The following is a 22,951-nucleotide window of genomic DNA, read 5'->3' on the forward strand; positions in this document are numbered from 1 at the left end:
GCCGCTCACGCCACAGCGGCGCGCTGGGCACGACGGCCGGGCAACGCGAATCGGTTGCCCGGCCCTCGTGCTGAATCGTCGAGACCCACCGCGCCGCGGCGGCGGGCCGGGATCGACTAACTGTTCGTGACGGTGGCCTCGGCGTCCCCGGGTTTCCAGGTGATGGTGCCGTGCTCGAATGTCGACTTCTTCAAGCCGTCGGGGGTGTCCACCTCGTCGCTGGTCGGATATCCCAGCTGGCCCTGCGACCCGCCGAGCTGGTTCCATTTGTCGCGAATCTTGCCCCACACGACGTAGGCCTGGGTCTTGTAAACGATCACGCCGCCGTCGAATTGCTGGTAGACGCCGCCATCCGGGTTCTTCTGCTCGTTGCCGGTCGGCGCACCCAGGTCTGTCCGCGCCTTCTCGTCAAGGGCGTTGTACTTCGCCAGGATCGGTCCCTCGACCGTGTACGGAGTGCCGTTGGCACCGTTGATCTGCGTCGAACTCGGGGCGCCGCTCGCGCCCGGGCTTTCCGATGGCGCCGCGGTTGCGGATGTTCCCGCGGTTGCGGAGGACGTCACCGAAGAACTGGCAGGACTGGTTGTTTGGCCGGCGTTGTTTGCCTTGCTGCACCCGCCACCAATCAGCGCGAACCCCGCAAGCGCAACGGAGAAAGCCGCCGTTCGTTTTGTCATCTCGCGCATCTCATTCCTCTCGACAATGGACGGGACTCGCCGTCCGCGTATCGAAAAAAGGGAAAGTCAGGTCGATCCGCGACCTACCCGACGGAAATCGCGCAATGCACGAGGGTCCGGCAAGCCTTCCCCCGAACGGATCGTACTGAGCGCGGGTCCGGCCAATTTTTGTGACCCTCATCACGAAGCGGGCCGGCTCGATGCCGGTGGCTATCCCTAGCGCCCAAGTTCACACCGATATCAGCGCACATCCAGGAGAAACCTAGTGAGCGAAGTGACGCGCTCCGGTGAGATACAGCGTGACACCGGCGGAGGCGGCCGCGGCGGTCACCTCGTCGTCGCGCACCGACCCTCCGGGGTGCACGATCGCCTTCACCCCGGCACCGGTCAGGGTCTCGAGTCCGTCGGGAAACGGGAAGAACGCATCCGAGGCCGCCACCGCGCCGCGCACGCGATCACCGCCGCGTTCGACGGCCAGCCGCGCGGCGTCGACCCGGTTCACCTGGCCCATGCCGACGCCGATGGTGGCGCCACCGCCGGCGATCACAATCGCATTCGATTTGACGGCGCGACAAACGCGCCACGCAAAAACAAGGTCCGCCAGCGTCGCCGGATCCGCGGGCGACCCGGTCGCCAGGGTCCAATTCACCGGGTTGTCCCCGTGGGCGTCAAGCTCGTCGCGTTGCTGAACCAAAAGCCCGCCACTGACCGGCCGCAGCTCGGTACCACCGGCCAACGGCTCGGAGGCCACCAACACCCGGATGTTCTTCTTGCGTGTCAGGACGTCCAGGGCGGCCGGCTGGTAGGCGGGGGCGACGATGACTTCGGTGAAGATGGTGCTGACGTATTCGGCCATCTCAACGCTGACTTCGGTGTTGGCCGCGATGACTCCGCCGAATGCGCTCAACGGATCGCATTCGTGGGCCTTGCGATGCGCGTCCGCGACCGATGTCGATGAGATCGCGATCCCACATGGGTTGGCGTGCTTGATGATTGCCACGCATTTCTGTTCGTGGTCGAAGGCGGCCCGCCAGGCCGCGTCCGCATCGGTGAAGTTGTTGTAGGACATCTCTTTTCCGTGCAGCTGCTCGGCCTGCGCCAACCCCGGCCACGCGCTCGGGTCGCTGTAGAGCGCGGCCTGCTGGTGCGGATTCTCGCCGTAGCGCAGCATCGCCGAGCGGCGCCAGCTGCGCCCGAGCCACTTCGGGAAGGCGGTTGGCGGATGTTCGGGAGCCAGGGTCGACTCCATCCAGGTCGCCACCGCGATGTCGTATTCCGCGGTGTGCCGAAACGCCAGCGATGCCAGCTTTTTTCGCTCGGCGAGGGTAAATCCGCCGTGCCGGACCGCGGCCAGCACCCCGCCGTAGCCCTGGGGGTCGGTGACCACCGTCACGCTGGGATGGTTCTTCGCGGCGGCGCGCACCATCGACGGGCCGCCGATGTCGATCTGTTCGACGCATTCGTCGATGCTGGCGCCGGAGTCGACGGTCTCACTGAACGGGTACAAGTTGACGACGACGAGTTCGAAGGCCGCGATGCCGAGCTGCTCGAGCGCCGAGGCGTGCTCGGGTTTGCGAAGATCGGCCAACAGGCCCGCGTGCACGCGTGGGTGCAGGGTCTTGACCCGGCCGTCGAGCACTTCGGGAAAGCCGGTCAGCTCCTCGACCCGGGTAACCGGAATGCCTTTTTCGGCAATGTTCTTCGCGGTGGATCCGGTCGAGACGATCTCGACGCCCGCCTCGGTCAACCCCCGGGCCAGGTCGATGAGCCCGGTCTTGTCGTACACGCTGACCAAGGCGCGGCGGATCGGTCTTTTGGCGTTCTCCCGCCAGTCGTCGGTGCTCATCGGTTGTCGCCTTTCATCCGATCGTCGCTTTTCTCCCGACCAGGGTCAGGCCGCCGGTTGCGATCGCGGCCACCACGTCCGCCAGCAGCTTCCGTTCGGTGACTTTGATGCGTTCGTGCAGGGTCTCTTCGTTGTCGCCGTCGAGCACCGGAACGGATTGCTGCGCCAATATCGGCCCGGTGTCCGTCCCGGCGTCCACCAGGTGCACCGTACAGCCCGTGACCCTCACACCGTAGGCCAACGCGTCGGCAACCCCGTGTGCACCCGGGAACGCCGGCAGCAGCGCCGGGTGGGTGTTGATGACGCGTCCATGGAATCGTGAAAGGAACTGCGGTCCAAGGATTTTCATGAATCCCGCCGAGACCACCAGATCGGGCGAGTGGGCGGCGGTGGCTTCGGTGATCGCCGCGTCCCAGGCGGCGCGGTCGGGGTGATCGCCGAGCCGGACCGTGAAGGTGGGGATGGACGCGGCCGCGGCGATCTCGGCGGCCAGGCAGTCGCGGTCGGTGCCGACCGCGACCACCCGGGCCGGATAGTCCGCGATGGCGGCGCCGATCAGGGAGTTCAGCAGCGATCCCGTGCCCGATGCCAGTACCACGACCCGCGCCGACGCGTTGGGGGGCACATGGAGGGGTTCGACCACATCGGCGAGCCTAGTCGGGCGCCTCGTGCCGACCAGACGACAGGCTGGTCAATAGGCGAATTGCCCGCCTCTGAGCGACAACCGCCAAACGCACACCCGCCCGCACCGCCGTTGTCGCTCAGAGGCGGGCAACTCAACCTATTCCCCGGGATCTCGCTCGGCCGCGGTCGGCTCCGGTTCGCCTGCCCCGGGATCGCGCTCGGCCGCGGTCGGCTCCGGTTCATCGGGCTCCGCCAACGGCTCCGGTTCGTCGGGCTCCGCGATCGGCTTCGGTTCGTCGGGCTCCGCCAACGGCTCCGGTTCGTCGGCCTCGGGCTCCCGTTCGTCGAAGACATCGGCGAAATCGGCCGGCTCCTCGGCCGGTGCGGCGGGCGCGGGTTTGGTCTTGAGCCGTCTGGGGCGACGAGTGATCCCGCCGCTCATCACCACGGTGATCCCGCCAATCACCGCGAACCAGAAGTAGACACCGAGAAACAATGCGCCCTGATCGACGCCGACATGGCCGAAGTTGCCCAGCTGGCCGCTTCCGCCGTATGCGAGCAGCGACATCACCAAAGCCCCGGCGACCGACGCGACCAGCAGCTTGACCATCGCCGCAACCGGCGGCAGCGCACGCCGGGCGCATTGCTGTCCGACCACCACGCCGGACGAGGCACCGATGATGAGCAGCGCCACCCACACCGGCCCCAGCGGCGGCCTGGGGACCGCCGCCAACACCGGCAGGGCCGGGATGTCGCCGCCGAACACGGTGAAGGAACTGAACGTCGCGAAACCGATATGAGCGCTGGATCCGACGGCGACCGCCGCGGTGCCCACAATCACGTTGGGCGCGTAGAGCATTGACAGCAGGGTGAGGCTGAACTCACCGAAGATCGAATCGGTGATGCCGTAGAGCTCCTGCATGGTCGACCAATGCACGATCAGCGACCCGGCCGTCACGAACCCGGAGAGCCCGAGCAACGCCAGCAGGCCCGCGGATGCGGCGCGCAGCGAATCGCCCAGCCAGTAGGGCAGCGACGACGCCGCCAGCGCGCGTGGCCCCACCCGGGACCACACACCGATCCCGGCGCCGGCGGCGTGGACCACGAGCACGCTGAAAAACGCACGCAGCGCGCTGGGTGTTTGCAGCTCGGTGATCACCGACGACGCGTCGTGGATGACCGCCAGGGCGATCGCCGTCATCAGCAACGGGCCGCCCAGCGCCGAGGCGACCACCCACCGAACGATGAGCCACGACGAGTGGGGCGAGGTGGCCCGCGCCGTGCTGCGCGCGGTGGCCCACACCATGAGCAGCGCTGGCAGCAGCGGCATGACGCCCAGTTCGCGGCCGCCGATGGAGATCGGTACCTGGTGCACGCCGAGCCACATGCTGGCGATGGCGCCCAGGGCGCCGGTCATGTCGCTGTTGGCGATCAGCAGTTGGATCAGCGTGACCGCGGCGATGATGACCAACGCCACCACGGCCGGGGCGAACGCGACCCTGACAAGGTCACGTGCCTGGCGAGCGCCCGCTGCCCGGTTGTCCTCTAGCCGTGTCACTCTTGGGCACGTCCCCGACTAGGCGCGACAGCGCACGGTTACGCGGGCGCTGGCCCAGACGGTGATGACGGCGATTGCTGCTCCTCCTGGCCGAAGGATTGGCCGCCGGCCTGCTCGGAGTAGTTGCTGGTAGCCGCACCGGCATCCGATCCGCCGCCGACGTTTGGTGGCGGGCTGAAGCTGGGGAAGCCGGTGGGGGGCGTCGACGAGCCCTGGTGCTGCGCGGACGGCTGCGGCGCCGGTTGGGCACCGAAACCACCGGTCGGAACGCCGCTCTGGGTCGGCGACCCGCTCGGTGCATAACCGCTGTATTGCGATCCGTACCCCTGCGGCGAGTGCTGCTGTCCAGCCGGCTGGCCGTAGTAGGGCTGCTGGCCGTACTGGCCGTATTGCCCGTACTGGCCATACTGCGAGTAGGGGTCGTATTTGGGGCGCGGCGCCGGCGCCGTGATCACCCCGGAGTCCAGCAAAACGACGACGACCGCGGCGATCGCCTGCAGCACGGTGGCAGCCACCAGGGGCCACATCGCCCAGCCGATCGCGAAACCGGCGGGCAGGTTGATCGTCTCGGTGATGGCCAGCAACGCACCCAGTACCGCGATGACCGCGACGACTCCCACGTAGTTTTTGGCCTTCGGCAGCAGGCTCAGCCCGGCGAGCAGCGCGGCCAGCAGGGCAACGACGACCGCGGTGCCCGCATCGCCGGCGCGACCACCGATGCCCGGGCCGAGGTCGGCGCTGATGGTGAACGTGGGACCGAAGTTCAGGAGATAGGCCACGAACCCGAGCGCCACCACCGCGATGTTCAGATACAGCGGAAGCTTGCTCTTGCCGTCGTCGTCTTTGGCGAACGATGGTGTGGCGCCCACATAGGCGCCGCCAGGCTGCGCCGGTGGGTATCCGGGGCTACCGGGAGAGTAGGTCATGGCTCCTCCTGTTGCGTCCAGTGCTTTTAAGTGCCGAGCGGGCGCCACGGGTGCAATGCGACGCTGTGCTTGCAGGCGCGTCACTGCATTGCGACGCGGTCGATCACCCACGCTAGCGCACGTGCGGCAACCGGTGCCGCTTCCAGTGGCTTGGACGGCGGGGCCCGCGGCGACGATGCCGCGGACCTCCGGCGAGACGGTCCGTATCACCAGAGCTTGCTCATCAGAGGTAGAACACGTTCTAATTCTCTGCATGGATTACGGGCTTGTGCTTTTTACCAGCGACCGTGGCATCTCTCCGGCGACGGCCGCGAAGCTTGCCGACGACCACGGCTTCGAGACCTTCTACGTGCCAGAACACACTCATATCCCGATCAAGCGGGAGGCCGCGCACCCGACGACCGGTGACGCGTCGCTGCCCGATGACCGCTACATGCGCACGCTGGACCCCTGGGTGAGTCTGGGCGCGGCGTGCGCCGTCACGTCGCGGGTGCGGCTGTCCACCGCGGTGGCGCTGCCGGTCGAACACGACCCGATCACCCTGGCGAAAAGTATTGCCACCCTTGACCATCTCTCCGGCGGACGGGTCAGCCTGGGCGTCGGATTCGGTTGGAACACCGACGAGCTCGCCGACCACAACGTGCCGCCCGGCCGCCGGCGCACCATGCTGCGTGAGTACATCGAGGCGATGCGGGCACTGTGGACCGAGGAAGAAGCCTCCTACGACGGTGAGTTTGTCAAGTTCGGTCCCAGCTGGGCCTGGCCCAAGCCGGTGCAGTCGCACATCCCGGTGCTGGTGGGTGCCGCGGGCACCGAAAAGAACTTCAAGTGGATCGCGCGCAGCGCCGACGGCTGGATCACCACGCCCCGCGACTTCGACATCGACGGACCGGTCAAGCTGCTGCAGGACACCTGGGCGGCCGCCGGCCGCGACGGCGCCCCGCAGATCGTGGCGCTGGACTTCAAGCCGGTCCCCGAGAAGCTCGCCAAATGGGCCGAACTCGGGGTGACCGAGGTGCTGTTCGGGTTGCCGGATAAGTCCGACGACGAGGTCGCCGCCTACGTCGAGCGGCTCGCCGGGAAACTAGCGGCCCTCGTTTAGGCGCGCCTCCGTTTCCGTGAGAGCTCGGCGAGGACGCTAGGCCAGCGTGCAGCGATTGCCGTAGTCGAAGGAACGCACCCGGACCTGGCGTCCGAGCGGGTCGCCGTCGATCAGCAGGGCGATCGACTCGTCGTCTTCGGTGGTCGACAGGAACCGGCTGCCGTCATCCAGCCGGCCGATGACGATCCCCGTCGGCCGCCCGTCGTCGCGCCGAACCGTGTAGGTCTCGACGGTGCCGGTGCCGTCGGCGTTCTCGGTGACCGCCTCGGTCGGCCAGCCGGCGACCTGGGCCTGCAGCTGCGGGCTGCGGTCGGGCTTCCACTCCACCGGCGTGGTCGAGTAGACACCGACCGAGTACTTGCTCAGGATGCCGCCGTTCGCGCCGACCAGGCCGAATTGCCCGGGTAGCGTTCGCATTCGGCTGACGGTCTCGGCGACGGCGTGCATCGAATAGTTGTTGCCGGCACCGCCGAAGAACGGCAGTCCACCGGTCAACGTCAGGCCGCGCGGGTCGTCCGGAGCGATCCCCATACCGTCGCAGATGTTGAACACCGGGACGGGAAAGCAGCTGTACAGATCGAACGTGGCGACGTCGTCGATGCCGATGCCGGCCATGGACAGCGCGTCGCGCACGGCCAAGAGGTGCGACGGCGCATGGCCGAGATCGGGGCGCTGTAGCAGCGCCTGTTCCTCGATGTCGGCGTGGCCGTGCAGATAGATCCACTTCTCCTCGGGAACCCCCAGGCGACGCGCCGCGTCGATCGACATCAGCAGGGCCGCCGCACCCTGGTTGACCTGGTCACGGGACACCATCAGCCGGGGGTACGGCTCGCAGATCATCCGGTTGCTCTCGGTCACGGTGATCAGCTCGTCGACGTCGCGCCGCACCGGCGATGCGGCGAACGGATTGCCGGCGGCGACGTTGGTGAACGGCGCGAACAGCTCGCCCATTCGGCGCCGGTATTCGGCGGGGCCCAAGCCGGTCCCGGCGCGTCGGGCGTTCTCCAGCAGCGCGTACTGGATGGGTGCGCTGGTCAGCCCGTGGGCGACGGTGTACCGCGAGACGAGCTTCTCGATGCCCTGGCCCCGGTCTTCCAGGTCACCGTCGACCGTCTCGGTGAAGTCGGGCCGGGCTTCGGCTTTCGCGAAGTAGCGCAGCGTCGACGTCGCATCCGAACCGAACACCATCGCGACCTGCGAGCGGCCCGCCGCGATCTCCGCCGCCAGCTCGCTGATCAGGTGCTGAGGCCCCTGGCCGCCGACGATCTCGAGGATCGCGCGCGCGGGGTCAGCACCGATGCGGTTGGCCACGGATCGCGGGTAGTTGTTCGACCGCCCCAGCGGGGCGTTGATCACACCCGAGATCTCGAACTGCCTGACGCCGGCGACGGTGTCCAGGGCCGCGGCGGCGTCCTCGACGCCACAGTCGTCGACGGCGGCGCTGGCCGCCGCGGCGGCCAGCTCGACGGGCGACATCCCGCGGTAGTCCGGGTCGTCGATGCGCTCGGCGGCCTGCCCCACGCCGACGATGACGGGGGTGTTCGGGTCGAGATTCATAGACCCACTATCTACCGCAGGGCAGTCTCCCGGTCGAACCGGGGCCCCTTGGCGGGGCCCGATAGTGGCGACCCGCTCGCGATCGCCACGGTCCGCTACAGGCTCTGCAAGATCTCGCGAGCCAGCTCGGCCGTCTCCGAAGGGGTCTTGCCGACCTTGACGCCGGCGGCCTCCAAGGCTTCCTTTTTGGCGGCCGCGGTGCCCGACGAGCCGGACACGATGGCGCCCGCGTGGCCCATCGTCTTGCCTTCCGGCGCAGTGAATCCCGCGACGTAGCCGACGACCGGCTTGGACACGTTGGCCTTGATGTAGTCGGCCGCGCGCTCCTCGGCGTCACCGCCGATCTCACCGATCATCACGATCACCTTGGTGTCGGGGTCCTTCTCGAAGGCCTCGATGGCGTCGATGTGGGTGGTGCCGATCACCGGGTCACCGCCGATGCCGATCGACGTGGAAAAGCCGAAATCGCGTAGCTCGTACATCATTTGGTAGGTCAGGGTGCCGGACTTGGACACCAGCCCGACGGGGCCGGGGCCGCTGATGTTCGCGGGGGTGATGCCGGCCAGGGCCTCGCCCGGGGTGATGATGCCGGGACAGTTCGGCCCGATGATGCGCGTCTTCGGGGCCCTGCCTCCACCTTTTTGTAGGTTGTAGGCCCACGCGTATGCGCTGTCCTGCACCGGAATTCCCTCGGTGATGACCACCAGCAGCGGGATCTCGGCGTCGATGGCCTCGATGATGGCGTCCTTGGCGAATTTCGGCGGCACGAAGACGACCGACACGTCGGCCCCGGTCTCCTTCATCGCTTCGGCAACGCCGCCGAAGACCGGGAGTTCGACGTCCTTGCCTTTCGCGTCCACGTGCGACACGGTGGTGCCCGCCTTGCGGGCGTTCACCCCGCCCACCACCTGGGTGCCGGCTTTCAGCATGAGCGCGGTGTGCTTGGTGCCCTCACCGCCGGTGATGCCCTGGACGATTACCTTGGAGTCCTTGTTCAGGAAGATCGACATTGCTTGGCTCCCTTACTTATTCGCCAGCTCGGCGGCTTTGTCGGCACCGGCGTCCATGGTCTCGGCCTGGATCACCAGCGGGTGGTTGGCTTGGGCCAGAATGCGCCGGCCTTCGTCGACGTTGTTGCCGTCGAGCCGGACCACGAGCGGTTTGTTGGCCTCGGCGCCGAGCATGTTCAGCGCGGTCACGATCCCGTTGGCGACGGCGTCGCACGACGTGATGCCACCGAACACGTTCACGAACACGGCCTTGACCTGCTTGTCGTGCAGGATGACGTCGAGGCCCGCGGCCATCACCTCGGCCGACGCGCCACCGCCGATGTCCAGGAAGTTGGCCGGCTTGACCCCGCCGTGCTTTTCACCCGCGTAGGCGACGACGTCGAGCGTGGACATCACCAGGCCCGCGCCGTTGCCGATGATGCCGACGGCGCCGTCGAGCTTGACGTAGTTGAGGTCGTGCTCCTTGGCCTTGAGTTCCAGCGGGTCGGTGGCGTCGCGGTCCTCGAACTCGGCGTGGCCGGGCTGACGGAAGTCGGCGTTGGCGTCCAGGGTGACCTTGCCGTCCAGCGCCAGGATCCGGTCTTGCGGATCCCGCACCAGCGGGTTGACCTCGACCAGGGTGGCGTCCTCGGCGACGAAGACCTCCCACAGCTTGTTGATGGTGACCGCGGCCGCGTCGAGCACCTCGGCCGGCAGGTGGCCCTGTTCGGCGATGGAACGCGCGGTCGCCAGGTCGACACCCTTGACGGCGTTCACCGGAACCTTGGCCAGCCGCTCGGGCTTGGTGGCGGCCACCTCCTCGATTTCCATGCCGCCCTCGACCGAGCACATGGCCAGGTAGGTGCGGTTGGCGCGATCGAGCAGAAAGGAGATGTAGTACTCCTCGGCGATGTCACTGGCCTCGGCGACCAGAAGCTTCTTGACGACGTGTCCCTTGATGTCGAGACCGAGGATGTTCTTGGCGTGTTCGTAGGCGTCCTCGGGCGTCGCCGCGTACTTGACGCCGCCCGCCTTGCCACGTCCGCCGACCTTCACCTGCGCCTTGACCATCACCGGACGACCGATCTCGGTGGCGATCTCGCGAGCACCCTCGGCGGTGTCGGTCACGCGCCCCGGCGTAGTCGGTACGTTGTGCTTGGCGAACAATTCTTTTGCTTGATACTCGAAAAGGTCCATGGACTCTCTGTCTTCGCTCGACTCAACTGCTAGGCCTCTTGGTGGGCGGTGCCGCATCCGGCAACTCGCACGGACGAACTGTATCCACCCTCGAAACGGCTTTTACCGCCGCGTCCGCCGATGTGGCACAGCTCACGGGACATGGATAGACGGCCCGCGTGATCCAAATCACAATTCCGCCCGGATCGTGCGACGAGGTTGCCAGCCCCGCGCGTCAGCGGCTACCTTCCTAGGGTCCAGATAACGTTATGGTCACGATACGAGGACATTTCAGGTTGTCCCAGCACCGTTTTGCCCGGCCCTCTGCCCTAACAACAGGCGTCTTGAGGGTAGGTCGCGCCGCAGCCACCCGGTCGACGGATCCCCATCGAACCGAAGTCACGGAGATCCTTCCGCTCGACGGCTTTGACTTCGGCGACCTTGATTTCAGTGATTTCAGTGACGACGTCAGCGATCACACCGACCTGGACTTCAGCAACGACTCGACGTTCGACAACGAAGCCCAGGTGCTGCTGGCGCCGGAGCTCGACGATCTCCACGAGACCGACGACCTGAGGCCACAGTGGCTGGCCGCGCCCGCCACCGAGGTGCTGCCCCGGGTGACCCTCGAGCCCCGCCCCGAACGGCGCCTCGATCACCCGCGCGCCACCGACGTCGTCGACGCGACCCGCCGCGGAGGCCAGCACCGCAAGCAACCGACCAGCGCGGCCCGGGGCCGCCTGCTGATCTCGGCGATGGCCGCCGGCGCCGCCGCCGCGGCCGCCCACACGGCCACCAGCCACGCCGACACCCCCAAGACCGACGCGGTGCTGACTGCCAACGCGTCCGCGCTCACCGGCGGATCGGGCAGCAACACCGTCAACACCGTCCGTGGCCCCGAGGTGATCGCGGTGGAGCGCGCGGCGACCGCAGCGCTGCACAACCAGGAACTCGCCAGGGGCGTCGCCTTCGCCAATGACCGCGCGCAGCGCGAGGCGCGATTGCAGCAACCGCTCTACGTGATGCCCACGAAGGGGATATTCACCTCGAACTTCGGTTACCGCTGGGGCGTGCTGCACGCCGGTATCGACCTGGCCAACTCGATCGGCACGCCGATCGTGGCGGTGTCCGACGGCGTCGTCATCGAGGCCGGGCCGGCCGGCGGCTACGGGATGCTGGTCAAGCTGCGGCACGCCGACGGCACGGTCACGCTCTATGGTCACATCAACACCACCCTGGTCAGCGTCGGCGAGCGCGTGATGGCCGGTGACCAGATCGCCACCATGGGCAACCGGGGCAATTCCACCGGCCCGCACCTGCATTTCGAGGTGCTGCGGAGCGGCACCGAGCGGATCGATCCCGTGCCGTGGCTGGCTAAGCGTGGTCTTATGGTCAGCAACTACGCTGGTTGAGGTGACCGCGCCGAACGAACACCCTTCCGGTCCGCGTCCGCCCGAACCCGCTGCAGAGCCCTCATCGTCCTCCGACTCACGGACACGGATCATCCGCCGCGCGCCGACCGGGCCGATCCCCACCACACCGGACTCCCCGACTAGTCAGTTCGTTCCGGCGTCAGCGCCGTACCGGAGTGGCCCTCGCGCGGGACGGACGAGCTATGCCGGAGCGCCGGCCCTGGAGCCCACCGACCGCACGGCCGTCGCCGCCTGCGCGGTCAGCATCGTCAGCGGGTGGGCCACGTCGGTGGTCGCCACCGACCTGATCGCCGGTTGGTGGAAGTCCGATCGCCTGTTCTGCATCGCGGTCGCGTTTCTCGCCCTGGTGTTCGCCGCGACCACGGTGTCGGGTGTGATCACGCTGCTGCAGCGCCGACCGGTCAGCCGCTACCTCCTGTTGGCGGGCGCATTCGTCGCATTCCTTACCTATATCGGCGTGTTCATCGCCGGTGCCCGGGTCGCGTGGGTCGTGCACCTGCTGCCGCTGTTGCCCATCGCCACGGTGGTGCTGGTGCTGCTGCCGCAAACCAAACGCTGGCTGGAGGCCTGACCGGCGCCGAATGCGCAGTCATTGCGAGGAATTCGCGAATTTCTCGCGCTGGGTGCACGCTCGTCGCACACTCTCGTGCGGGCTAGAGCTTGCTGAGCGGGGCGTGGTTGTGCATCAGCTTCACCCGTCCCGAGCTGCCGAAGTCGATCAGCGACATCGCCGATTCGCCGACGCCGGAAACCTCCTCGACCCGGCCCAGCCCGTACTTGTCGTGCGTCACCCGATCGCCGGGCTCGAGTACCAGTAGCGGTCGTTTGCTCATCCCGGAGCGGGTCGGGGCCGCGCGCGGCGTGCCGAATCGTCCGGCGCCGCTCACCGGCGCGCTGAACGACGGGGCGGGCGCGGTGCGGCGCCAATCGATCAATTCTTGCGGAATCTCCCTGAGGAACCGCGATTCCGGGTTAAGCATGGGCTGCCCCCAGGAGGACCGGACGATGGCCCTGCTCAGGTAGAGGCGCTGGCGCGCCCTGGTGATCCCCACGTAGGCCAGCCGCCGCTCCTCGCAGAGTTCGGCCGGATCGTCCAATGACCGCATGTGGGGGAACATCCCGTCCTCCCACCCGGTGACGAACACCACCGGAAACTCCAGGCCTTTCGCGGTGTGCAGGGTCATCAGCGTGACCATGCCGGCGCCGTCCCCGGGGATCTCGTCGCTGTCGGAAACCAGCGAGACCCTTTCCAGGAACTCTGCCAGCACACCGGTATCCGGCACGTCCTCGTCTTCCGGGGTTTGCAGGGACTCGCCCAGCGCGGCGGCGTTCGCCCGGTCGGTGCTGAATTCATGTGCCACACTGACGAGTTCGTTGAGGTTATCCAACCGCGCCAGTTCCTGCGGATCGGTGGAGGATTCCAGCTCTCTGCGGTATCCGGTACGTTCCAGCACCGACTCGACCAGATCCCCGAGATCGTCATCCAGGCGGCCCCGCAGCTCGTCAAGCAGCTCGACGAAACCCGAGATCGCCTTCTCCGCTCGGGAATTCAGCATCGGCACTTTGCCTTCGGCTGCGGCCACGAGCGCATCGGCGAAGCCGGCCCCGGTGTTCTCGGCGTACACCGCCACGCAGGCCTCGGCGCGATCACCGATGCCCCGACGCGGGGTGTTGAGGATGCGCCGCATGCTGACCGTGTCCCCGGGGTTGTCCAGCACCCGCAGATAGGCGACGATGTCGCGAATCTCCTTGCGTTCGTAAAAGCGCACTCCCCCAACCACTTTGTAGGGAATCCCGGCGCGGATGAAAACCTCTTCCAACGACCGCGACGAGTTGTTGGTGCGGTAGAAGACGGCGACGTCGTTGTAGGTGATCTCGCCTTTCTCGGCAAGCGCGTCGATCTCCTCGGCGACGAATCTGGCCTCGTCGTGCTCGTTGTCGGCGACGTAGCCGACGATCATCTCGCCGGCGCCGGCGGCGGTCCACAGGCGCTTGTCACGGCGCCCGGAGTTGCGGGCGATCACGGAGTTGGCCGCCGACAGAATGTTCTGTGTCGACCGGTAATTCTGTTCCAGCAGAATGGTTGTCGCGTCGGGATAGTCGCGTTCGAAGTCCTCGATGTTGCGGATGGTGGCGCCGCGGAACGCATAGATCGACTGATCGGCATCACCGACCACGCACAACTCGGCCGGCGACACCTCGTCAGCTGAGGGGTCGGATACCTCGTCGGAACCGGGCTGATTCGGCGGTCCCCACTGCGCCTCGCCCGCGCCGGCCCCCGGACCAGCCCCGGCGAGCCTCGCTGAACCGCCGCGGCCAACCAATTCCCGCACCAGCACGTATTGCGCGTGGTTGGTGTCCTGGTACTCGTCGACGAGCACATGCCGGAACCGCCGCCGGTAGTGCTGGGCGATCTGCGGGAACGCCCGCAACACCGCCACTGTCTCCCCGATCAGGTCGTCGAAGTCCAACGCGTTCGCTGCCCGAAGCCGCCGCTGATACTCGCCGTAAACGCTCGCCACCGTGCGGGACAACTCGTCGGAATCATCGGTCAGGTTTGACAGCGCGTCGGCGGGGTCGATCAGCTCGTTCTTCAGGTTGGAGATGGCGTTGGCCAACAGCCGCGGCGAGTAGCGCTTGATATCGAGGCCCATGTCGCGCCCGATCATCTGCAGCAGCCGCCGCGAATCGTCGGCGTCGTAGATCGAAAAGTTGGAATTGAGGCCTTCGATCAGGGAGGCCTGGTTGCGCAGGATGCGCACGCAGGTCGAGTGAAAGGTGGACACCCACATGGCGCGGGCCCGGTTGCCGACCAGCCGCACCACCCGTTCGCGCATCTCGGCCGCGGCCTTGTTGGTGAAGGTGATGGCGAGCACCTGGCCCACCCCGACCCCGCGCTCCGCGATGAGATAGGCGATGCGGCGCGTCAACACCGCGGTCTTGCCCGAGCCCGCCCCGGCCACGATCAGCAGCGGGGAACCCTCGTGCACCACCGCCTGGCGCTGTTGCGGGTTGAGCCCCTCGAGCAGCCCCTGGCTGGCCGAGGAGGCTTGGGGGGAAGGAAATGCGCTTGTCACAGCGTCGGTCAGGTATCCGGTCATGACGTCCCTAACCTACCGCCAGACGGTGACACCCGGTGCAACCCTCGCCTTGGCGCCATACCCCGGAATAAATACGAGCGCATGTGGATTTATTAGACTGCGACCTGTCTCACCGACCACGACCTGTCTCACCGACCACAAGGAGATTGCGATGGCCACCTACACGTCCGAGACCATTCTCGGCGATGTCATCACCGCCGACCCTTCGCGCACCCGGATACTGGACCGCTTCGGTATCGACTATTGCTGCCATGGCCAACGCCCGATCGGTGCGGCGTGCAGCGAGGCTCAGATCGACGTCGACGAGGTTCTCACCGCATTGAACGGCGAGGAGCCCGGGCCGCGGGCCGACTGGGCGGATATGGCCGACACGGTATTGATCGAGCACATCATCGACACGCACCACCGGTTCCTGTGGGACGAATTCCCGCGGATGTCGGCGCTGGTAGACAAGGTGGCCCGGGTGCACGGGGACAACCACCCCGAACTCGGGAAGGTCCGAAATGCGTTCGGCGAACTGCGCGAAAAAGTTGAGCCTCATCTGCGCACCGAGGAGACCACGATCTTCCCCGAGCTGCGCACCCGCGGTGACGCCGCGGTCTCCGGTGAACTGCGCACCGCGCTGGAGCAGAACATGAAGCAACACGACATCGCCGGTGAATTGCTGGCAGAGCTGCGCGAGCTCACCAGCGGTTACGCTGTCCCCTCGGATGCCTGTGCGTCGTACACGGCGATGTTGGCCGGTCTGGAAGAGATCGAATCCGACCTGCACCTGCATGTGCACAAGGAAAACAACGTGCTGTTCGCGCGGGCGCTCGCCAGAGTGTGATCCCGCCCGGGGCTGGGTCGGGCGGGGGCCCCGAGCACGCACCCCGCCACGACCAGCCAACGGCGAACCTTCATGCGCTAGCGCCTGGCGCTGTTGCGGGTTGAGGCCGTCGAGCGGACGTCAGTCCAAACGTTCCGTCGCCCAGGGACACGAAGGGGCCAGGCGTCAAACCGGGCTGGCGGCTCGGGCGGCGCCGACCGCGCCAAGCGGACTCCCGAAAAATCGGCGCGTCGGAACGCACGTTCCAAACCGTCTTCGATCGGTTGACGTAATTGAACCCAAGTCTAAAAAGCGCAGCTTAAGCGCGCTTTTTTGCGTGCGGACTGTCCTTAGTGGCAGACTCAATTCGTGCTCAATGTGCAGTGTCGACGACACTTCCCGACCGAGGAGTGGCGCCGCCGATTTCCCTACGGGTGCCGGTCCGCGGTGCCCGTGGTCTAACTGCTTCCGCAGAGCCCCGTGGCCCGTTTTCGGCATCCGGGGCTCGTCTTCTGTGAGGCCCGATGCTGCATGAGTCCAAAACCCACACATCACGACGAAGACGCGGAGGCAGCTGCAATGAGCATCGAGACGGTGGAAACCCAAGAGCCCACCGGCATCGACGAATTACGTCACGAGATCGACCGGTTGGACGCCGAGATTCTCGCCGCGGTCAAGCGGCGCACCGAGGTATCTCAGGCGATCGGCAAGGCCCGGATGGCCTCCGGCGGCACGCGGCTGGTCCACAGCCGCGAGATGAAGGTCATCGAGCGCTACAGCGAACTCGGCCCCGAGGGTAAGGACCTGGCGATACTGCTGCTGCGGCTGGGCAGGGGCCGGCTTGGTCACTGACCCCGGTCTGGCGCTGGGCTCCCCGCCGCACCTGGCTCCCTCACGTCGGAGCCCATAGGGTCGAAGGATGACCTCCGTGCATACCCTCCCCGACATCACCGCCACCCCGGCCTGGGACGCCCTGCGCAGGCATCATGAACAGATCGGCCGCACCCAGCTGCGCCAGCTTTTCGAGGAGGATCCCGATCGCGGCCGCGAGCTGACCGTCTCGGTGGGCGACCTCTATATCGACTACAGCAAGCACCGCATCACTCGAGAAACGCTGCGGCTCTTGGTCGATCTGGCCCGCACCGCGAATCTCGAAGAGCGCCGCGACCAGATGTTCGCCGGCGTCCACATCAATACCTCGGAGGATCGCGCGGTGCTGCACACCGCGCTTCGACTGCCCAGGGATGCCGAACTGATCGTCGACGGCCAAAACGTCGTCGAGGACGTGCATGCCGTGCTGGACCGGATGGGTGACTTCACCGACCGGTTGCGCAGCGGTGAATGGACCGGAGCCACCGGGGAACGGATCAGCACCGTCGTCAACATCGGCATCGGCGGATCCGACCTCGGCCCGGTGATGGTCTACCAGGCCCTGCGCCACTACGCGGACGCGGGCATCTCGGCGCGCTTCGTCTCCAACGTCGATCCCGCCGATCTGATCGCCACCCTGGCCGACTTAGACCCCGCCACAACACTTTTCATTGTCGCGTCGAAGACGTTCTCGACGCTGGAAACCCTGACCAACGCCACGGCCGCGCGACGCTGGGTGACCGACGCCCTCGGCGACGCCGCGGTGGCGCAGCACTTCGTGGCCGTCTCCACCAACAAGCGCCTCGTCGACGACTTCGGCATCAACACCGACAACATGTTCGGGTTCTGGGATTGGGTCGGAGGCCGCTACTCGGTGGACTCTGCGATCGGGCTGTCGGTGATGGCCGTCATCGGCCGGGAAGCGTTCGCGGACTTCCTCTCCGGATTCCACATCGTCGACCGGCATTTCAAGACCACCCCGCTGGAGTCCAACGCGCCTGTGCTGCTTGGACTTATCGGCCTGTGGTACTCCAACTTCATGGGCGCGCAATCGCGCGCGGTGTTGCCGTATTCCAACGACCTGGCACGTTTTGCGGCCTATCTGCAACAGCTGACCATGGAATCCAACGGCAAGTCCGCACGCGCGGACGGCAGCCCGGTCACCACCGATACCGGTGAAATCTTTTGGGGCGAACCGGGAACCAACGGACAGCACGCTTTCTATCAGTTGCTGCATCAGGGAACTCGGTTGGTTCCGGCCGACTTCATCGGTTTCAGCCAACCCATCGACGACCTGCCCACCGCCGAGGGCAGCGGCAGCATGCACGACTTGTTGATGAGCAACTTCTTCGCCCAAACCCAAGTGCTGGCCTTCGGTAAGACCGCCGAAGAGATCGCCGCCGAAGGCACACCGGCGGATATCGTGCCGCACAAGGTGATGCCCGGTAACCGGCCGTCGACCTCGATTCTGGCCAACCGGCTCACGCCGTCGGCCATGGGCCAGCTGATCGCGCTCTACGAGCATCAGGTCTTCACCGAGGGTGTGATCTGGGGGATCGACTCGTTCGACCAGTGGGGTGTGGAGCTCGGCAAAACCCAGGCCAAAGCCCTGCTTCCGGTGCTCACCGCGGACGGTTCGCCGGTGCCGCAGTCGGACAGTTCGACCGATGCCCTGGTCCGCCGCTACCGCAGCGCCCGAGGGCGCACCAACTGACAGTCCTATGCCGGCAGTGAATCTGGCGACGGCACCCGCCGTGAAGCCGTCGCGGATTCACAATCGAGCGCTCAGGCGAACATCTTGGTCAGCTGAGGCGGCAGCACCCGCATCAACTGCACCAGCGGCGCCCACGGCCACCACGGAACCGCTGCGCGGCCGGGTTCACGTTCCATGGCGGCGACGAGCGCGTTGACGCCAGTTTCGTTGTCCACCATCAACATTGTGCTGTTCGACTTGGCCGTCATCTCCGACTCGATGTAGCCGGGCTCGATCACCGAGACCTTCACGGGCCCTTTGGCGTATTCGGCGCGCAACGATTCACCCAGTGAGCTCACTCCGGCCTTGCTCGCCGCGTACGCCGCCTTGACGCCCGGCACACCCTTGTTGCCGAGCACCGACGAAATCAGCACCAGGTGGCCCGACCCGTTCTTGTTGAACATCTCCAGCGCGGTCTCGATCTGCACCAGCGCCGACACCAGGTTGGTCTCGATGGTCGCCTTGTTGGCCCACAACTTGCCGGACCCGAGCTTGGCGCCCTTGCCGATCCCCGCATTGACGACGATGCGATCGATGCCGCCCAGCTCGTCACTGAGTTCGGCAAACACTTTGGGGACGGCCTCGTGGTCGTTGACGTCCAGCGCGGCGACCGCGATGGTGATGCCCGGATACTGCTGCGACAGCTCGGCTTTGAGCTCATCGAGCCGGTCGGTGCGACGCGCGCACAGTGCGAGGTCGCGGCCCTTGGCGGCGAAGGCGCGCGCCATGCCGGCACCCAGCCCGGAGCTGGCACCCGTGATGAGGATCTTCTGGCGAGTCATCGGGGCAGCATATCGACAGGTGTCGAGTCCCGGACGCGCGACTACTTAAGCAAACGCGACATCCGCCGGTCGGCCAGGATTTTGCCGCCGGTCTGGCACGTCGGACAGTATTGAAAAGACTTGTCCGCGAACGACACTTCACGCACGGTGTCCCCGCACACGGGGCAGGGCAGCCCGGTGCGGGCGTGCACGCGTAATCCGGAGCGCTTCTCGCCTTTGAGCGTGGCCGCGCCCTGGCCGACGGATCGGCTCACCGCGTCGGTGAGCACCGTGATCATGGCATCGTGCAGCGTGGCGAGCTGCTTGTCGGACAGCTTGCCGGCCGTGGCGAACGGCGAGATCTTCGCGACGTGCAGGATCTCGTCGCTGTAGGCGTTGCCGATGCCCGCGATCACCTTCTGGTCGGTGATCACGGTCTTGATCCGGCCGGTGTTGCCGGCCAGAACGCGGGCCAGACCGTCGCGGTCGAGCTCCAGCGCGTCCGGCCCGAGGGCGGCAAGCTGCGGGATCTGCCGTGGATCACCCACCAGCCACACCGCCAGCCGCTTCTGGGTGCCGGCCTCGGTCAGGTCGAAGCCGGGCGCCTCACCGGGCCTGCCCAGGTGCACCCGCAGCGCGATCGGCCCCTTGCCGGGCCGCAGCGGCGCCGCGGCCAGCTTGTCGGACCACCGCAACCAGCCCGCCCGCGACAAATGAGCGATCAGGAAAAGCTTGTCCGTCCGCAGCCCCAGGTATTTGCCCCAGCGATCGGCACCGACCACGGTCTGGCCGTGCAGCGCGCTGATCGGCGGATCGAAGGTCTTCAGCACGGACAGGGCGGCGATATCGACCCGGCCGACCGTCAGGCCCGCGGCATGGCGCCGTAGATGGTCCACCAGCGCTTCGATCTCGGGCAGTTCGGGCACGGTTTCAGTGTGCCGATCGCGGCGCTGTGGTGTCTATCGCGCTCTGACCCCGGGTTCGGTCGACGGTCAGGGCGGTCACCGCGCGCCACCGTTCAAGACCGCCGTAGGCCGTGAGGACCTCGTCGAGCAGCCCGCTCATGTCTGCGGTATTCGCAGGACCGCGATAAGGATGTCCGGGTCGCCGTGGACGCGGGCCCGGGACAGTGCTTCGTCGATGGTGATCGCACCGGCGAAGAGTCCGAGGACCACCTCTGGCTCCGCTTCAAGGATCGTGCCAGGGCGCCGCTCGGGTTGGACGGTCACGTGGGAGCCATCCTTGTCGATCCGCAGGGTCATCAATGAATCGGCAACTTCAATGCCGAGCTCAATGGGGCGCTTCGACGTCCTTTCGCGGAGCAGCGCCGGGAGCGCGATAGCCAGCCATCGCGGCTGCATCGGGTCGCCACCCGGTCCCGGTGCCATCAGCGGGACGCTCCAGCGGATGAGCGCCTCGACCGCTTCACGGAGTTGGCCGCCCCAGGGCGTCAGGGCATAAAGGACACCCTTGGTCTGACCCAGCCGCCGCTCGATCACTCCCGACGATTCCAGGCTCCGCAGGCGATCTGAGAGCAGGTTGGTGGCAATCCCGCCCAACGAAGCCATGAGTTCGCCGTAGCGCATCGGGCCGGCCAGCAGCTCACGGACGATCAGCAGGCTCCAGCGATCACCCACCACATCCAGCGCGCGTGCCAGGCCGCAGAACTGCCCGTAGGACGCCCGACGTCGTCTTTCACTCCCCGATGACAAATCTCGTACGGTTCGAGGGCAAGGACGAGGTTGCGGCGCTACCCTCACCCGTCGGAAGAAGCTCCCGATCCTGGGCGCGTCCTGAGCAAATAGGTGTCCATGATCCAGCCGTGTCGAGCACGGGCTTCGGCGCGCAGCGAAACGATGCGGGGCCCCACCTCGCCGACGGTGCCGGCGATGAGCAGTTCGTCGTCGGTGCCCAGGTAGGCGCCCCACCAGATCCGGGTGTCGGGCGGGCACACCTGAAACGAGCAGTCGGCGTCGAGCATCACGACCGCCGCTCCGGCCAACCCGTGCGCGCGCAACTGCCGGCCGGTGGTGATGAGAACGGGTTCGCCGACCTCGTTGAGCGGGATGCGATGCCGGGCGGTCAACGCCTGCACCGCGGTGATGCCCGGGATCACGTCGAACGTGAAATCGATTTGCGCGGCGACGGTGTCGAGGATGCGCAAGGTGCTGTCGTAGAGCGACGGGTCGCCCCAGGCCAAGAAGGCGCCGACGCCGTGCGGGCTCAGCTCCGCCGAGATGGCCTTCGCCCAGATCTGCGCGCGTGCGGCATGCCAATCCGTGACGGCGTCCCGGTAATCCACATCGCTTGCGCGCGTGGGGTCGGGCAGCTCGACGAACCGGTAGCCCGGCTCGCGGATGAACCTGGTGCAGATCTCGCGTCGCAGCGCCACCAGGTCGCTTTTCCGCTCGCCCTTGTCCATCGCGAAAAACACCTGCGTGTCGTTGAGGGCCTCGATCGCCTGCACGGTCACATAATCGGGATCCCCGGCGCCGATGCCGATGACGTGGATGTGCCGACCCAATGGACTCTCCTGACTCGCGTCGCTGCTCCGCCCACATTGCCGAATCGACACCGCAAAGGCCTAGTCGGGACCAGAAGTACCCAGTACCATGGGTACTGTATGAAACGCCCAATGGAGGGACGCGAGCGATGACCACTGCGGTGAAGCCAGGTGGGCCGAGTCGTGAGGAGTTCTCTGAGCGGTTGCTCAAGGGCTCGGTCAAGAAGTCCTATGAGCCCGTCGTCGACATCGATTGGGATGCCCCGCTCGATCCCGACAAGTTCTATCTGCCACCGCGGCTGGTGTCGCTGTACGGCACCCCGATGTGGGACGAGATGAGCCGCGAACAGCAGATCGAACTGTCCCGCCAGGAATTGGTCAACACGCTCTCGGCCGGGATCTGGTTCGAGAACATGCTCAACCAAGCGTTGCTGCGCACGATCCTGCACGAAGACCCGACCAGTAGGTCGACGCACTACAAGCTGACCGAACTGGGCGACGAGACCCGGCACATGGTCATGTTCGGCAAGGCCATCGAGCGCATCGGCGCAAAACCGGTGCGGCCCCGGCTGTTTCACCGCATGATCATCAACCTGCTTCCGCTGGCGTTTCAGCGCGGCTCGATGCTGTGGGTGGCCGCCCTGATCGGTGAGGAAATCTTCGACTCGCTGCAGCGGCAGATGATGGACGACCCCGAACTGCAGCCAATCATTCAGCGGCTCATGCGTATTCACGTCACCGAGGAGGCGCGCCACATCCAATTCGCGCGCGACGGCGCGCGCAAACGCGTCGCCGAAATGCCTCGGGTCAACCGCTGGTTCATGGCCAACATCAACGGGCTGGGCGGCTACTTCTTCAACTATCTGTTCAGCAACCCAATCCCTTATGCGCGAACGGGTCTCGACCCGCTACGGGCCCGAAGGACCGCGCGCACCAGCCCGCATCGCCGCGACATCCAGGTTGCCGGCTTCGCTCCACTGGCGGCGTTTTTGACCGAGGTAGGCCTGATGGGCCGCCTCGCGCGCCGCGGCTGGAAGCGCAGCAGGTTTCTGTGACGCCGCCGCGCGCCGGCGACGAGACCCGCTGCCACATCGTCATTGTCGGCGCGGCGGCCGGCGCTCAGCGCGCCCGGGCCGCGTTGTCGGGCGCCGGGTTCACCGATCTGGTCCTGCTCGAGACACCCGGCCAGGAAGTCGTCAACTCGCGATTCGACGACGCCTCGGACACCTGGCTGTTGACCACGGCCGGTGGCGAGATCGTTCGGGCT

20 protein-coding genes and 1 pseudogene are annotated in these 22,951 nt (G+C 66.7%); 7 read left to right on the forward strand and 14 right to left on the reverse strand.

The features are described from left to right. Positions 1–116: 116 nt before the first annotated feature. The 5 genes from EPN51_RS06170 to EPN51_RS06190 form a co-directional block, all read right to left on the reverse strand. A complete protein-coding gene (locus EPN51_RS06170) occupies positions 117–686 on the reverse strand; it encodes a hypothetical protein (RefSeq protein ID WP_293038680.1) in 570 nt (189 codons plus the stop codon). Positions 687–939: 253 nt separating this feature from the next. Continuing rightward, the gene (gene purH, locus EPN51_RS06175) at positions 940–2,523 is read right to left on the reverse strand and encodes a bifunctional phosphoribosylaminoimidazolecarboxamide formyltransferase/IMP cyclohydrolase (RefSeq protein ID WP_293038683.1); all 1,584 of its coding nucleotides are present in this window, start codon (positions 2,521–2,523) and stop codon (positions 940–942) included. A 13-nt stretch (positions 2,524–2,536) separates the two neighbouring features. Then, positions 2,537–3,166: a phosphoribosylglycinamide formyltransferase gene (purN, locus tag EPN51_RS06180; RefSeq protein WP_293038685.1), complete on the reverse strand. Its 630-nt coding sequence runs from the start codon at positions 3,164–3,166 to the stop codon at positions 2,537–2,539. 138 nt (positions 3,167–3,304) lie between these two features. Further along, the gene (locus EPN51_RS06185) at positions 3,305–4,705 is read right to left on the reverse strand and encodes a DUF6350 family protein (RefSeq protein WP_293038688.1); all 1,401 of its coding nucleotides are present in this window, start codon (positions 4,703–4,705) and stop codon (positions 3,305–3,307) included. A 38-nt stretch (positions 4,706–4,743) separates the two neighbouring features. Next, complete coding sequence (locus tag EPN51_RS06190; RefSeq protein ID WP_293038690.1) at positions 4,744–5,631, reverse strand: DUF5336 domain-containing protein; 888 nt, start codon at positions 5,629–5,631, stop codon at positions 4,744–4,746. 253 nt (positions 5,632–5,884) lie between these two features. On the opposite strand from EPN51_RS06190, the gene EPN51_RS06195 reads away from it, so the two are divergent. Then, complete coding sequence (locus EPN51_RS06195; protein WP_293038692.1) at positions 5,885–6,733, forward strand: LLM class F420-dependent oxidoreductase; 849 nt, start codon at positions 5,885–5,887, stop codon at positions 6,731–6,733. A gap of 36 nt (positions 6,734–6,769) precedes the next feature. Here the strand turns inward: EPN51_RS06195 and EPN51_RS06200 are convergent, their stop codons facing one another. From EPN51_RS06200 to sucC, 3 genes are all read right to left on the reverse strand, one after another. Beyond that, complete coding sequence (locus tag EPN51_RS06200; RefSeq protein ID WP_293038694.1) at positions 6,770–8,290, reverse strand: acetyl-CoA acetyltransferase; 1,521 nt, start codon at positions 8,288–8,290, stop codon at positions 6,770–6,772. Between the two features lie 95 nt (positions 8,291–8,385). Then, entirely contained in the window at positions 8,386–9,300 is a 915-nt protein-coding gene (sucD, locus tag EPN51_RS06205) for a succinate--CoA ligase subunit alpha (RefSeq protein ID WP_293038696.1), read from the reverse strand. A 12-nt stretch (positions 9,301–9,312) separates the two neighbouring features. Then, the gene (sucC, locus tag EPN51_RS06210) at positions 9,313–10,476 is read right to left on the reverse strand and encodes an ADP-forming succinate--CoA ligase subunit beta (protein WP_293038697.1); all 1,164 of its coding nucleotides are present in this window, start codon (positions 10,474–10,476) and stop codon (positions 9,313–9,315) included. A 323-nt stretch (positions 10,477–10,799) separates the two neighbouring features. On the opposite strand from sucC, the gene EPN51_RS06215 reads away from it, so the two are divergent. Together EPN51_RS06215 and EPN51_RS06220 are read left to right on the forward strand one after the other, a co-directional pair. Continuing rightward, entirely contained in the window at positions 10,800–11,867 is a 1,068-nt protein-coding gene (locus EPN51_RS06215; protein WP_293038699.1) for a M23 family metallopeptidase, read from the forward strand. Between the two features lies 1 nt (position 11,868). Then, positions 11,869–12,459, forward strand: coding sequence for a hypothetical protein (locus EPN51_RS06220; protein WP_293038701.1), 591 nt, complete (start codon positions 11,869–11,871; stop codon positions 12,457–12,459). Positions 12,460–12,541: 82 nt separating this feature from the next. Here the strand turns inward: EPN51_RS06220 and pcrA are convergent, their stop codons facing one another. Next, positions 12,542–14,989 carry a DNA helicase PcrA gene (gene pcrA, locus EPN51_RS06225; RefSeq protein WP_293038703.1) on the reverse strand — a complete coding sequence of 816 codons (2,448 nt, stop codon included), beginning with the start codon at positions 14,987–14,989 and terminating at the stop codon, positions 12,542–12,544. A 151-nt stretch (positions 14,990–15,140) separates the two neighbouring features. Between pcrA and ric the strand changes: the two genes are divergently transcribed. The 3 genes from ric to pgi all read left to right on the forward strand — a co-directional run bounded on the left by ric (position 15,141) and on the right by pgi (position 18,381). Beyond that, positions 15,141–15,818 (forward strand): iron-sulfur cluster repair di-iron protein, encoded by a 678-nt coding sequence (gene ric, locus EPN51_RS06230; protein ID WP_293038705.1) that lies wholly within the window; start codon positions 15,141–15,143, stop codon positions 15,816–15,818. A gap of 510 nt (positions 15,819–16,328) precedes the next feature. Next, positions 16,329–16,649 carry a chorismate mutase gene (locus EPN51_RS06235; RefSeq protein WP_293038707.1) on the forward strand — a complete coding sequence of 107 codons (321 nt, stop codon included), beginning with the start codon at positions 16,329–16,331 and terminating at the stop codon, positions 16,647–16,649. Positions 16,650–16,716: 67 nt separating this feature from the next. After that, positions 16,717–18,381, forward strand: a complete 1,665-nt coding sequence (pgi, locus tag EPN51_RS06240) for a glucose-6-phosphate isomerase (protein WP_293038709.1) — start codon at positions 16,717–16,719, stop codon at positions 18,379–18,381. Between the two features lie 71 nt (positions 18,382–18,452). Here pgi and EPN51_RS06245 read toward each other — a convergent pair whose 3' ends face one another. From EPN51_RS06245 to cobF, 5 genes and pseudogenes are all read right to left on the reverse strand, one after another. Continuing rightward, a complete protein-coding gene (locus tag EPN51_RS06245) occupies positions 18,453–19,202 on the reverse strand; it encodes an SDR family oxidoreductase (RefSeq protein WP_293038711.1) in 750 nt (249 codons plus the stop codon). Positions 19,203–19,243: 41 nt separating this feature from the next. Further along, positions 19,244–19,711, reverse strand: a complete 468-nt coding sequence (locus EPN51_RS06250; RefSeq protein WP_293038981.1) for a zinc finger domain-containing protein — start codon at positions 19,709–19,711, stop codon at positions 19,244–19,246. Positions 19,712–19,864: 153 nt separating this feature from the next. Next, positions 19,865–20,107 (reverse strand): annotated as a pseudogene (locus EPN51_RS06255) (DNA-formamidopyrimidine glycosylase family protein); the annotation flags it as partial. Between the two features lie 135 nt (positions 20,108–20,242). Further along, entirely contained in the window at positions 20,243–20,893 is a 651-nt protein-coding gene (locus EPN51_RS06260; RefSeq protein ID WP_293038713.1) for a helix-turn-helix domain-containing protein, read from the reverse strand. Positions 20,894–20,937: 44 nt separating this feature from the next. Continuing rightward, positions 20,938–21,705, reverse strand: a complete 768-nt coding sequence (gene cobF / locus EPN51_RS06265) for a precorrin-6A synthase (deacetylating) (RefSeq protein WP_293038715.1) — start codon at positions 21,703–21,705, stop codon at positions 20,938–20,940. A gap of 128 nt (positions 21,706–21,833) precedes the next feature. On the opposite strand from cobF, the gene EPN51_RS06270 reads away from it, so the two are divergent. Then, entirely contained in the window at positions 21,834–22,739 is a 906-nt protein-coding gene (locus tag EPN51_RS06270) for a diiron oxygenase (RefSeq protein ID WP_293038717.1), read from the forward strand. Positions 22,740–22,951: the final 212 nt, after the last annotated feature.

This window comes from Mycobacterium sp. (assembly GCF_004298145.1).
In the GTDB taxonomy this organism is placed as follows: Bacteria; Actinomycetota; Actinomycetes; order Mycobacteriales; family Mycobacteriaceae; genus Mycobacterium.